Source organism: Chlamydia crocodili (genome assembly GCF_018343815.1).
GTDB classification, from domain to species: domain Bacteria; phylum Chlamydiota; class Chlamydiia; order Chlamydiales; family Chlamydiaceae; genus Chlamydia; species Chlamydia crocodili.
Genome location: NZ_CP060791.1, coordinates 892,344 through 904,871 on the forward strand (window position 1 = coordinate 892,344; position 12,528 = coordinate 904,871).

Genomic DNA, 12,528 nt, shown 5'->3' on the forward strand with positions numbered 1-12,528 from the left:
TTCATTTCTGATAAGAGGCCCGGTCGTTTCAGAGAGAGCGGGGTTTTAGAATTTGTACCTACCTCCTAGGTCAAGGTTGTAATTTCTAGAAGATTCGCGTAGTTCGAAAGCTCCATGACAGAAGACCTCGAAACTATCTGTTAAATGGTGATGATTACAGCCATCAATTATTAAAGCTTGTCTAGCTAAGTTTGTTGCTCCTGTAGACCACCCAGTATCTGTAGAGGGTAGGAATACTTTAGATTTTGGAGCATCACGATAGATATCAGGCTGATAGATAAGGCTGATATTATAAATGTTATATTTGTTTGTTTTCTCAAACTTCATACCAATAGGGAGGGAAATATTTACAAAGTGAGCACTTTGGAAATTCCTATTTGCATCTCCTCCTTTAGTTTCTTTGAAGTCTTCTTGTTGTACGAAGACAACATGAAGTTTCATGAATGGAGAGAACTCTTCAATAAATGGATTATCAATAACTATAGGAAGATAGCTTCCTAGTTCTCCAGCTACGCAGTGGTTATTCCATTTACCTTTTGATGAAGGATCGGGAGTGTGTTTTGTAGTCATAGAGTTATGACTTAAACTGTAGCTAAGTTGAGCATCAAAGATTACAGGCATTTGCTCAGGGAGTTTGTTAAGGATAGAACCTTTCTTATTCGAGAGCTTGTAGTGATTGATTAGCTTTTCACGTTTCGTATGGATAGATGCTGCATAGATATGCGATCTAGTTTTTGCAAGATGGTAATCTTTAGATTTACCAAACATCTGACAGAAAGCAATATCAATAACCCTATCAGTGATCGGTTGTGTGCTTGCGCCCACAACATATCCCGAACTAATATGACGAAACCCTTTCTGTACTTTCATGGAGTCTCTATGGAAGAAGTTAGAGATTCCTGAAATCCATATACCCTTATGGAAGTCTTCGCCTTGGGTGCTAACTTCAACAAGTTGTTGAATAGCACGAATATCAATAGCAGAACACCATAAGCTGTTAGGCACTAAAGTTGCACGGCGATTTGGAGTGGGTGTGTAACCTGTGGATATCCATTGAAGTTCAAAGGAGACTTTACCACTAGCATCTTTAACTTCCTTAACTTCCCACTTTCCTTGATAACCAACATTAGAGCTCGTAGAACCTTGAGGGATCATATTGAAACCTTCAGTATTTACTTTGCCTCCAGTAGTTGTTGAAATATCTAAGATATTTGCTGAGAAGTTTTTGTTTAACATCGGATTATCGTAGAAATTCTGACTGCTATCTTGGAATTTCAAATCTCCTGTCAAAGTAACATTTCCTGTTCCAGTAGCGGCAAGAGTGATAACTTTTCCTCCACTCAGAGAATCTAAATTAACAGCAAGATTAGTAATTGTAATTGACCCGTCTGGATTTTGTACTTGTGAGTTAGATACAGCAGGCGCAGATGCAGAAGGACCTCTTGGTTTAAAGTTGATTAAAGAGGAGGCTACTAAATCAGATATAATTTTAAGGTCTGATTTAGAGGACGCATTTACAACAGGAACTACATTATTAGGAACTGTTGGTACTGAAGCAGCCTTAGAACTAGGATTTGAAACAGCTGGAACATTTGTTATAATTGATGTTCCACCATCCATAATGATCAAAGAACCATCTTTCTGTACAAAAGAGTCTACAAGAAGACCAGCTCCACTTCTTAAAACAAGAGTTCCTGCTTCAAGAGATACATCAGTATTAATAACGCTCATTGCATTCAATGGATTTTTAGCATCTTCGGCTGAGAGTTTTTCTCCAGAGAAGACAATAGTACCATTGTAAGTGGCTTGTTTTGTTTCTCCAGAAACAGGAGCTTCTTTTAATGCTGGTTCCTGTGCATCAGGAGCATTGATTTTTAGAGGAGTTTTAGGTGTTGCAGCTTGAGCTGCTCCAGCAGCAGTAACTGCGGCAGCTCTTATTCCATAAGCTCCAGTCGGGCCTGCAGGTCCTGATGATCCAGACGATCCTGCGCTAGCAGCAGCTGGTTTGGTAGTTGTAATAGGATCATAGAAGAAAATCGTTTGCCCAGTTCCAGCACGTAATTGTGAAATTGTCGCTCCACTACCTAAATGAATAGCATTGTGGGAGGGTTTTTGAGGTTGATTTTGATCTGCCTTAGCTTTAGCATCTACTTGAGCATTAGCAAAAGTTGCAAACGCAGCTACAATTTTTCCATCCTCAGGTTGAACAGCATTTGCCTGAGGAGCATCAGCTTGACCATTACTAGAGACTGGTCTAGCGACTGCAGAATCTGCGGCTCCTGCTTGTGGTTTGGCAGGAATAGTGATTGGGTCAGCTGTTGTAACTGTATTGCCTTGGAAAGTAATTGATCCTGTAGCAGCAGTAATGCGGATATCTCCACCATCAGTAATGAAGATAGCTCCACCTTTTCCGGAAGAGTTATTAGAGAAGGTGATATCGCCACCAGAAGATAGAACTAATTTCTTAGTATGAATAGCTCCACCACTAACAGTAGAGGAATTATTATCAAATGTAACAGTAGTATTTCCTGAGATGGTTACACATGGATCAGCGGCTGCAGCGGCATCCGCTTGTTTCTCAACTTTAGGAGCCGGACTATCTGCTGATAACGATACAGCTCTTATAGAAGGAAGGACTCCTTCTGTGGCAGCGGCAACAACTTTTTCTGGAGCTTTAGCAGCGGGAACAGAGGCATCACCAGCTAAACAATGAATGGCTCCACCGGTACCTGTCGCTGGTGTTTGAGCTTGATTTGAAACAACTGCTGCAGCTTTTCCTTCAGGTGATTCCGTAGGTGACGGAACAACTTCGGCTTTATTTCCGGAAAAGACGACTGTTTTGTTTCCAGCGATATCGAAATTTCCAGTAACAGATACAGCACCACCTTGTTCTTTAGCATTGTTATTTGAGAAGGTACATATTCCCGTATTATTTTCTATTGTTGCTGAACCACCGTCAACATTAATAGCTCCACCAGCTTTTTTAGAGGAGTTACCAGAAAATGTGATATTGACGTTTTCTTTAAGGATAATGGCTGGAGTAGATGCAGCTTCTTCAGCAGCTTTTGGACTGGCAACACTGTTTTCACCAGAACTACCTTTCTCAGATGCACTGGTATCCGAAGATATCATCCAGAGGCTTGCTGCAGCATTTGGTTCTGATGCGCTGTTACTCACAGAATTTCCAGGAACACTACTAGCTCCAGGAACCACTCCAACACCTCCGTTTGCAGGAACCTCAGATTTTTTAGGTCCTACATAGATAGCACTGTCTGCTTTTGTTTGATCCTGGTTTGTAGATTTAGTGAAGGATAAGTTACTAAATCCTGACAATGTTAAAGCTGATCCAGCACTATTATTAATAGCAGCTCCTTGAGCTTCTATGGTTACAGTATCAAAAATGAGGGAATGACTAGCTCCAACAAAAGTAAGAGGGCCTGCAGTATTTGAGAAACAACTTTTAGTCGGGGTCTGAGAGACTTGAGATCCATTGGGATTTGAAGAATCGGAGCTAGATGAACTGCTTGCGTCTGAGGCGACAATATCAGCTCTTAGTGATCTAGATGAAACGCGAGATGTTGTTACTGTTTCAGTTCCAGAATTTGATGTAACTTCAGTGGATTCAGAACTAGAGCTAGAATTGTTTTCAGTGCTAACAACTGTAGTACTTGGTTGTGGAGATTCTGCGCTGGATGATTCTTCTATTTTTGGTTCTGTACTTGAACGCTCTCCTGAAGAGGTTGAAGAATCTCCTTCTGAACTTGCGTTCTTATTTTCCTTATCACTTTCGCTATTAGATTTTCCATTTTCGGATTCAGCACCATTTTTCTCTATAGATTCAACTTTAGGCTGAGACTGAACTTCAGGTTGATTGCTGGAAGCCGGTGCTTGGGTAGCGGTTACATTAGATATCGATACGTCACCCGTCAGTGTATAGATAGTTCCTGTGGGAGTTGAGGTTTCCTTATAAGTAAATCCAGATCCATTACCTCCTGTTCCTGGATAATTATCGCTAGGACCTAAATTTACGTTTCCATTTTGAGATTGAGAAACTTTTGGTTCAGAAACTTCTACAACTGCTTCTTCGGCAGCAACAATAGAGGATAATGGAAGTGTAATTGCTGATGAGATTAACAACCAAGGAACGGAAGACTTCATAACAAGGTTCTTTTGGTGATATGGAAGATTCCTTTACGAAATAGGAAATGGAAATTAAAAAATCAAGAGACAACAGAGAAGGAAAAAGAGGGGAAATACTTTGAGTATTGGAAATGAAAAACATCAAAAGCCACATTATTTTATGTGGCTTTTGATTTTCTCGTTGATGTCTATAAAACTAGGAGAATTATTTTAGGAAGAAATCTCAGGTTTTGAGAAGAGAAGGTCTAATTTTTAGGATCGCAATGATGAGATGTATGACCCTTTGTACAGCAATCTCCACCTTGATGCTTCTTAGAACAACAACTACAATAGCTTATTAAAGAAATAATCCCAGCGATTCCAATAACAATATAAGTGATTTGTGTTGCTGTTGCGCTTGCGCCTCCGCATAGTCGAGCAATAAGGTTTACTTTATGATGAGTTAATCCTATAATTCCTACGTTCAATGCACAAAGAACAACAATAAGAGAGGATAATCCCCGAACGAGTTTGCCTAGCATTGCTTTTCTCCTAAGTGATGTATACTTAATTCCATCTTTTAATCTTTTTTATAATTTAATAAAGTTTTTTTTTGTTTTCAGGCATTTGGGGAGACATTGACTTTTTGCATACAAGGAGTTAAGTTGAGCAAGAAGTTTTTTCATTAAAAACTCAAAATGGACATTAGCTTCATTACAATAAATTATCGGGATTAGGAAATGACACAACCCTATGTAACTAGAGAAGAAATTTTACTTTTAGCGAAGAGCTCGGCTTTAGAATTAAGTGAAGAGCTTATTCAGGAATATGAGACTTCGTTAAACGAAGTCATCGGCATTATGAAGGCATCTATTTCCATGGATGTAACAGATGTAGTTACTGAAGTTGGTTTATCTCATGTCATCAGCCCTGAAGATTTACGAGAAGATGTCGTCGCCTCAAGTTTCTCTCGTGAGGAGTTTCTTATTAATGTCCCCGAATCTTTAGGGGGATTAGTAAAAGTACCCACAGTAATTAAGTAGAGATCGCGGTTTTAGGAATATGTATCAAAAGAGTGCCTTAGAGTTAAGAAATGCTGTAGTGAGCGGGGAATCTTCAGCTACAGCGATAGCAGAGTATTTTTATAATAGAATAGAAACGGAAGATAGTCGCATAGGAGCCTTTCTTTCTCTTTGCCAGGAAAGAGCTTATGAAAAAGCTGCTAGTGTGGATGCGAAACGTGCAAGGGGAGAGCCTTTAGGGAAACTTGCAGGTGTACCCATAGGAATAAAAGATAATATCCATATTATGGGATTGCGTACGACTTGTGCTTCTAAGATTTTGGAAAATTATATAGCACCTTTTGATGCTACTGTAGTTGAACGTATAGAAGCTGAAGATGGGATTATTTTAGGTAAGCTCAATATGGATGAGTTTGCCATGGGCTCTACGACTCAGTATTCTGCTTTTCATCCAACAAAAAATCCTTGGGATTTATCTTGTGTTCCTGGAGGGTCTTCCGGAGGATCTGCAGCTGCTGTTTCTGCAAGATTTTGTCCTATAGCCTTAGGTTCTGATACCGGAGGTTCTATACGTCAGCCCGCAGCATTTTGTGGCGTCGTTGGATTTAAGCCTTCATACGGTGCTGTGTCTCGTTATGGTTTAGTTGCTTTTGGTTCCTCATTAGATCAGATAGGCCCTTTAACGACCGTTGTTGAAGACGTGGCTTTAGCTATGGACGTTTTCTCTGGTAAAGATGAAAGAGATGCTACTTCTCAGAAGTTTTTCTCAGGATCTTTCCAAGATGCATTATCCTTAGAAGTGCCTAGTTTGATTGGCGTGCCTATGGGATTTTTAGAAGGCTTGAGAGATGATGTTAAAGAGAACTTCTTTGAATCATTGAATATTTTAGAGCGTCAGGGCAGCCGGATCGTTGATATAGACCTCGATATTTTACATCACGCTGTTTCTGTATACTACATAGTAGCTTCTGCAGAGGCTACTACGAATCTCGCAAGATTTGACGGTATCCGTTATGGATACCGCTCTCCAGAAGCTCATAGTATGGAAGATGTCTATACTATTTCTCGCGTTCAAGGTTTTGGTAAGGAAGTTATGCGTAGGATCCTGTTAGGAAACTATGTGTTATCTGCAGAGCGTCAAAGCGTATACTATAAAAAAGGTACAGCAATTCGTGCGAAAATCATTCAAGCTTTCCAAACAGCTTATGAAAAATGTGATGTAATTGCTATGCCGGTATGTTCTTGTCCTGCATTTGCTGATGGGGATATTCTCGATCCCATCTCTTTGTATCTACAAGATATCTATACTGTTGCTATGAATTTAGCCTATTTACCTGCTATCGCTGTCCCTTCAGGGTTTTCTAAAGAAGGTTTACCTTTAGGATTTCAGGTGATTGGTCAGAAAGGGAAAGATCAGCAGGTATGTCAGGTAGGCTATAGTTTCCAAGAACATGCAGGGATTAAGAATTTATATCCTAAAGGATGTAACAAACTTTTTGATGGAGAGGTGAAATAATGAGCGATGTTTATGCTGATTGGGAATCCGTCATAGGTCTTGAAGTCCACGTAGAGTTAAATACCAAATCAAAGTTATTTAGCTGTGCACGAAATCGTTTTGGTGATGAACCTAATACGAATATCTCTCCTGTGTGTACAGGAATGCCAGGGTCTTTGCCTGTATTGAATAAAGAAGCAGTAAGAAAGGCTATTTTATTTGGTTGTGCAGTTCAAGGTGAAGTAGCTTTATTAAGCCGTTTCGATAGAAAGTCCTATTTTTATCCCGATAGTCCTAGGAATTTTCAAATTACGCAATTTGAGCATCCTATAGTGCGAGGGGGACATGTAAAAGCTATTGTTCAGGGTGAAGAGCGTTATTTTGAACTTGCGCAAGCGCATATTGAAGATGACGCAGGGATGTTAAAACATTTCGGAGAATTTGCCGGAGTAGACTACAACCGGGCCGGTGTACCTTTAATAGAAATTGTTTCTAAACCTTGTATGTTTTGTGCAGACGATGCTGTTGCATACGCTACAGCTCTTGTATCTTTATTAGATTACATTGGGATTTCTGATTGTAATATGGAAGAGGGATCTGTGCGTTTCGATGTGAACGTTTCTGTACGCCCTCGGGGTAGTGAAGAATTACGCAATAAGGTAGAAATTAAAAATATGAACTCGTTTGCTTTTATGGCGCAAGCTTTAGAAGCAGAACGCTGCCGACAGATAGATGCCTATTTAGAAAATCCTAATAAAGATCCAAAAACTGTCATTCCTGGAGCAACATACCGTTGGGATCCTGAAAAGAAAAAAACGGTATTGATGCGTCTTAAAGAGCGAGCTGAGGATTACAAATACTTTATAGAACCGGATCTTCCTGTATTGCAGTTAACAGAAGCGTATATCAATGAAATACGTGATACGCTTCCTGAACTTCCTTATGACAAATATCAAAGATATTTGCGTGAGTATGCTCTTGCTGAGGATATCGCCGCTATTTTAATTAGCGATAAGCATATCGCAAACTTCTTTGAATTAGCCGCTACAGAATGTAAGAACTATCGAGCTCTTTCTAATTGGGTGACTGTGGAATTTGCAGGACGTTGTAAAATACAAGGTAAGAACCTTGCCTTTTCGGGGATTCTTCCTAGCAGCGTAGCTCAGCTTGTCAATTTTATTGATAAGGGAGTGATTACTGGGAAGATAGCTAAAGATCTTGCCGATATGATGATGGAATCTCCGGAAAAGAGTCCTGAAGATATTCTTAAAGAACATCCTGAAATGTTGCCAATGACAGATGAAAGTGCTTTAGTTGCGATTATTGCTGAAGTTTTAGGGGCTAATTCGCAATCTGTTGTTGATTATAAGAGTGGTAAGACCAAGGCCTTAGGGTTTTTAGTTGGGCAAATTATGAAACGCACTCAAGGAAAAGCCCCTCCAAATAGAGTGAATGAACTTTTACTTATTGAATTAGATAAATAATAGTTGAAAAATCTCGAGGTTTTTTGTAAGCTGTTGAGTATCTAAGGGAAAAATGGCTCTTTTGAGGTTGAAAAACATCAAGAGAGCCTTTTTATTTTATCCTTAATTAGAAAAATTTTAGAAACCTAGCTTTTCTTTCTTTTCTTTTTTCTACTTTGTTTACGTTGTGAATCGGAATTCTCTAGATCTGAAGATTCATCATCACCTTGACTTTGATCTCTTTCTTGTCTTTCTTCATCCTCATTTCTATTTCTAGATCGTGATGATCCTGCAGCTCCTATGCGAGATACTCTACGAGGTGTTGAGGTGACGGGGCCTGTTGTAGTAGTGTCTCCAGAGACAGGTTGACCTAAAGGGACATTTTGTATGGCAGAGGAGGAATCTTCTAGAGATTGAGGAGGTTGATATACGGATGAGAATGGGTTATAGGTATCATGTAAAAAAGAAAAGTCATCTTGTGCTTGAGGGGAAAATTCATCACCCGAAGATAGATAATCGGGATCAGCTTGTTCAACTTCTATTTGGTTTCTCGATCTATGTTGAAGCACTCCCTGCGAGCTTCTAGAGATATGTCGCTGACGTGTATGCGTGCGGGTTTCTTGATCTTCGCGCTCACGTCTAGCATCTGCAGCATGATCTCTTCTTCTCTCTTGAGAAACACGCTTCACATCTTTTTCGGAAGGTGTAGTTGGGGTTATTGATTGCTCGGAAACTTCAATAACCTTTTGCTGAGCTTTAATCAAAGCTTCAGTTTTAAAATGCTGGAATGTGACCTTGCTCAATGAGACTAAAGCCAATCCTATGGTCATGAAGCCCATAAGGAATTGCGGGTTAGCAAGAATAAGGGTACTTCCTCCAGCTGTAAAGTATGCTGAAGCAATTAATGCTGAAGCTATTCCCAAAAGAATGAATGGTAAGAGAACAGCAGTAATAGTGTCGGCGATTTTCTGAGATCTTGGTGTATTGGCAACATCAGAAATGAGCATAGTCACTCCTAGGGCACCAAAAATAAACCCGGGGATTAACCCAAATAACAAAAGACCTTGTCCCTGAGAGGCAACAAGAATACCAATAATGGAAATAACAGCAATCGCGATAATCCCAATATCGAACACATAGCGCATCTTGGGGTTGCGATCGGGGAGAGAGAGAAGTCTTCCGAAAAATCCTGTGGAAGAAGTACGAATACGACTTCCGATGCCCGTATGTGGCGTGGGTATCTGACTTTTAGGAACCGGTCGGTGTGATTGCCCTAAAGGATCTATAGGATTACTCATGCACGTAGCTCTGTTTTTTTATATTGTTTTAGATATGAATATAACTTTTTTAAAACCGTTATTTCATAACCACTTAATTATATTATAAAAGTTGTTGTTGTTTAGTTGTGATAGTTTTGTTTTTTTAATTATGTTAATTTTTGGTAAAGACCCTAATGTTTATTGAAACATTAGGTAACGATTTTCCAAGAAAGAGTAGGGATGGAAGCAGTAAAAAAATTAGGAATTTCCGTTTTCTAAAGTAGCTTCCACGTTGTGGTTCGTAACTTCGGAAGAACCTTTCCGGCTAGGATGAGAGAGGTCCAGAGATGATGAGGAGGAAGATGAAGTTTCTTCTGAAGTCGTGGATGTTTTAATCTCTTCGATTTGTAAAGATCTTAAAGAAAATAATTCCCTATGGATATTTAAAAGCGTAGCGCTGGCGCCTACAGCTCCGCAGACACCGATCATAAAGAAGACGACCTCGGGAGCGACCATAACTAAGCCAAAAATAGCACCAATAATAAGAGCAGAGACCAAAAGGCTGATGAACCATGCTGCCAGATAAGGAAGAGCATGTTTGCAACTTCTTGTAGAAATTGCTTTTAATGCGCAGGTAAAAGGAATCAATCCTAAAGCCGAGAATGTGGCTAAAGGGAAGGTAATAATTTTAATTGTCCCAAGAATAACAGATGCCACTACCTCAATAGCCATTGCCGTTTTCGGATATTGCTGTGCTTTATTTTGACAGCGACGTGCAAGGACCCTCTCAGGAAATGTGCAATCGAAATAAATTTGTGAGCTTTTTTTACAAACTTCACGACAATTCATTTTAACCTAAAAATGAACTTATACATTAGAATGCAAAAAGTTTAGATAGTTGTAAAATTTAGTACAATCTAAATTCTAACTAAAACTAATTATACACAATATAACTGCATAAGATTTTTTTTATTTTTCTTCAGAAAGAAAGTACAGCAGATCCACCAAAGAAGGCAGAAGATTTAAAAGGATGGTTTGTCACGTTGTTATTGTGACTATCTGCTAGAGAAATGTCACTGCCGATAGACCATCCATAAAAGAGCTTAATAAAGCTTCCTGGCCAAGGGCAGAGTCTTACATTACCTTCAATTTCACGGCCTTGGTATTCAAAAATACCTTCCGAAGAAGCAAGATCGTTGGAATGAAGTTTCTTTCGTAACCGCGTTAGGCGATAGGCGGCTCCAAAATCACAAACAGAGGTGCAGTTATATTCTATGGAGAAGTTCACTGGATAGATGCAGTTGATCGTGAGTTTATCATTAGGTTTGTAGGTGGCACCTAGTAAAGGCCAGGCCTTTTCTTGGTGCAAGCCTGTTTCATTGATTACACCAAAAATCACAGAAAGTTGTTGCGTAGCTTGATATTTTCCAGAAAGTACTGCTTGATATAGCCCGTAGCCTGCTTCCATATTTTCTGGATCGATAAGGCTAGAAAGAACCACAGACCATTGCCAATTTCTTAAGGATAGTGTGTAGGCACCTGCAGATAGCAAAATATAGCTATAATATGACTTGTCTTGGAAAGTATAGTATCCTAGAGAATTTGGATCCCCAGGTACGGGTTGAGTATTATCCCAAAGAATATTTGCCCCTACATAACCTGTAGAAAATAGTATTCCCGATTGTGGAGTTAGGGGAAGAGTACAAAGGAAAGTTGCATCAAATTGGCGATAGCCAAGAGATTGATTGGAGAGTTTTTTAAAGTCAGCACTTTCTACTTGTAAATATTGCGTTTGTAGAGAAAAAGGACGTGGCCTGGGACAGGCATCACGAGCTTCTTTATCAACGCCGCAGGCATCATGAACAATGTAGATGGGTGTGGAGAGTAGATGACCAGCAAGAGTCATCACATGAAATAACAACTTCAACATATCTCTATTTACAGCTCCTGCAGGAAATATCTCTTAGAATATCTTGTGAAGAGGAAGAGATACTATCCCGGTTTTTGGAAATGAGTCTTAGCTATTTTGATCTATCTTAATAAAAGTTAGACTATACTTTCATAGGATAGATTACTACTTATTTTCACAGGAGTTAATGATGAGCGTATTTTTTATTTCAATAGCAATCGCCGTTCTTTCCACACTATGTTTTTAAGAGGTTGTAGAGTCACAAATTTCATCAAACGTTTTAAAATGTGTCTTGCAAACAAGAGATAAAACATCTTTTCCATGTGTTTTGAGGATAGATTTTCCAGCAGTCTTTACCTGTGCTGAAGCGCCTTTCGGAAGCTTAATAGAAAAGCGTTGTTCTAACTTTGTCATTGTAGTGACAAAAGCTTCTCGAGCGAGTATAGATGCAGCAGCGACAATGATATCTTGTTCTGCGCGTACTTTCTGAATTACCGAGATATCGGTATTTTTCTTTTTCAAAGCATTGAGTAAAACGCTTTCTGAAGATGCAAATTGATCGGAAATAGCAAACACTTCGCCCGAGGGGTGTGGAGCTAGATTATCAATAACTGTAGCATGTGCCCAAGCTAAAAGGATATTGAGATTATGAAACTTCCCATAGAGCTGATTATATTTTTCAGGGTAAAGAATCATGACATCATAGCTACAGCACGCACGAATAGTTTTTGCTAATGATACAATTTGTGTATCATTGAGCATTTTTGAATCTTGAATTTTTGTCTTATAGAGATTCTTTAGCGTGTCTTCATCATGAGCATAAACTCCTGCAATGCATAAAGGACCGAAAAAATCTCCTTTTCCTGATTCATCTACACCTATACGAGGACGAAGATCTTCTTCTATACGGTTATGGGTAAAGGTCAGTAAGATTTCAGGTTCTAGGAAAAACTCGATAAATTCTTGAGATCCCTTTCCTTGTACAACAAGTTTCCCTGAAGTATAAAGAGTGCAGCTTACTGATGGAGAACGTGCTTGAAAAATCGTATATTGAGGTTGTGTTAAAGTAAAACCTTTTTCCTCAAGACGATCTTTGAGTAAGCCGTGTAAAGAAGGAGATAGTTGGGTAACAAACGGTGTGGACATAAAAAGAAAGCGTCAAATTATCTTGGCGTACCAAGGATAGAAATTCCTATCCTTATGTTTTACTAGGCATATTTATCGTTATGCTATACATAGCACAAGGATATATAGTGTATAT

At 39.2% G+C, this 12,528-nt stretch carries 9 protein-coding genes; 3 read left to right on the forward strand and 6 right to left on the reverse strand.

The window, feature by feature from the left end:
* Positions 1-45: 45 nt before the first annotated feature.
* Together H9Q19_RS03910 and H9Q19_RS03915 are read right to left on the reverse strand one after the other, a co-directional pair.
* Positions 46-4,158, reverse strand: a complete 4,113-nt coding sequence (locus H9Q19_RS03910; protein WP_213240495.1) for a polymorphic outer membrane protein middle domain-containing protein — start codon at positions 4,156-4,158, stop codon at positions 46-48.
* A gap of 227 nt (positions 4,159-4,385) precedes the next feature.
* Positions 4,386-4,661 (reverse strand): DUF378 domain-containing protein, encoded by a 276-nt coding sequence (locus H9Q19_RS03915; RefSeq protein ID WP_213240498.1) that lies wholly within the window; start codon positions 4,659-4,661, stop codon positions 4,386-4,388.
* A 198-nt stretch (positions 4,662-4,859) separates the two neighbouring features.
* On the opposite strand from H9Q19_RS03915, the gene gatC reads away from it, so the two are divergent.
* The 3 genes from gatC to gatB are packed head-to-tail and all read left to right on the forward strand — an operon-like array spanning position 4,860 to position 8,120.
* Positions 4,860-5,162, forward strand: coding sequence for an Asp-tRNA(Asn)/Glu-tRNA(Gln) amidotransferase subunit GatC (gene gatC, locus H9Q19_RS03920; RefSeq protein WP_117274059.1), 303 nt, complete (start codon positions 4,860-4,862; stop codon positions 5,160-5,162).
* A 19-nt stretch (positions 5,163-5,181) separates the two neighbouring features.
* Positions 5,182-6,657 carry an Asp-tRNA(Asn)/Glu-tRNA(Gln) amidotransferase subunit GatA gene (gatA, locus tag H9Q19_RS03925; RefSeq protein ID WP_213240500.1) on the forward strand — a complete coding sequence of 492 codons (1,476 nt, stop codon included), beginning with the start codon at positions 5,182-5,184 and terminating at the stop codon, positions 6,655-6,657.
* On the forward strand, positions 6,657-8,120 hold the full coding sequence (gatB, locus tag H9Q19_RS03930; protein ID WP_213240502.1) for an Asp-tRNA(Asn)/Glu-tRNA(Gln) amidotransferase subunit GatB: 1,464 nt from the start codon (positions 6,657-6,659) through the stop codon (positions 8,118-8,120). The genes gatA and gatB overlap by 1 nt, the downstream gene beginning before the upstream one ends.
* Positions 8,121-8,245: 125 nt before the next feature.
* Here the strand turns inward: gatB and H9Q19_RS03935 are convergent, their stop codons facing one another.
* The 4 genes from H9Q19_RS03935 to rnhC form a co-directional block, all read right to left on the reverse strand.
* On the reverse strand, positions 8,246-9,397 hold the full coding sequence (locus H9Q19_RS03935) for an IncV family inclusion membrane protein (RefSeq protein WP_213240504.1): 1,152 nt from the start codon (positions 9,395-9,397) through the stop codon (positions 8,246-8,248).
* Between the two features lie 219 nt (positions 9,398-9,616).
* The gene (locus H9Q19_RS03940) at positions 9,617-10,207 is read right to left on the reverse strand and encodes a DUF5422 family protein (protein ID WP_213240506.1); all 591 of its coding nucleotides are present in this window, start codon (positions 10,205-10,207) and stop codon (positions 9,617-9,619) included.
* Positions 10,208-10,337: 130 nt separating this feature from the next.
* Positions 10,338-11,288 (reverse strand): hypothetical protein, encoded by a 951-nt coding sequence (locus H9Q19_RS03945; protein WP_213240508.1) that lies wholly within the window; start codon positions 11,286-11,288, stop codon positions 10,338-10,340.
* A gap of 222 nt (positions 11,289-11,510) precedes the next feature.
* Positions 11,511-12,413 carry a ribonuclease HIII gene (rnhC, locus tag H9Q19_RS03950; protein ID WP_213240510.1) on the reverse strand — a complete coding sequence of 301 codons (903 nt, stop codon included), beginning with the start codon at positions 12,411-12,413 and terminating at the stop codon, positions 11,511-11,513.
* Positions 12,414-12,528 lie beyond the last annotated feature (115 nt).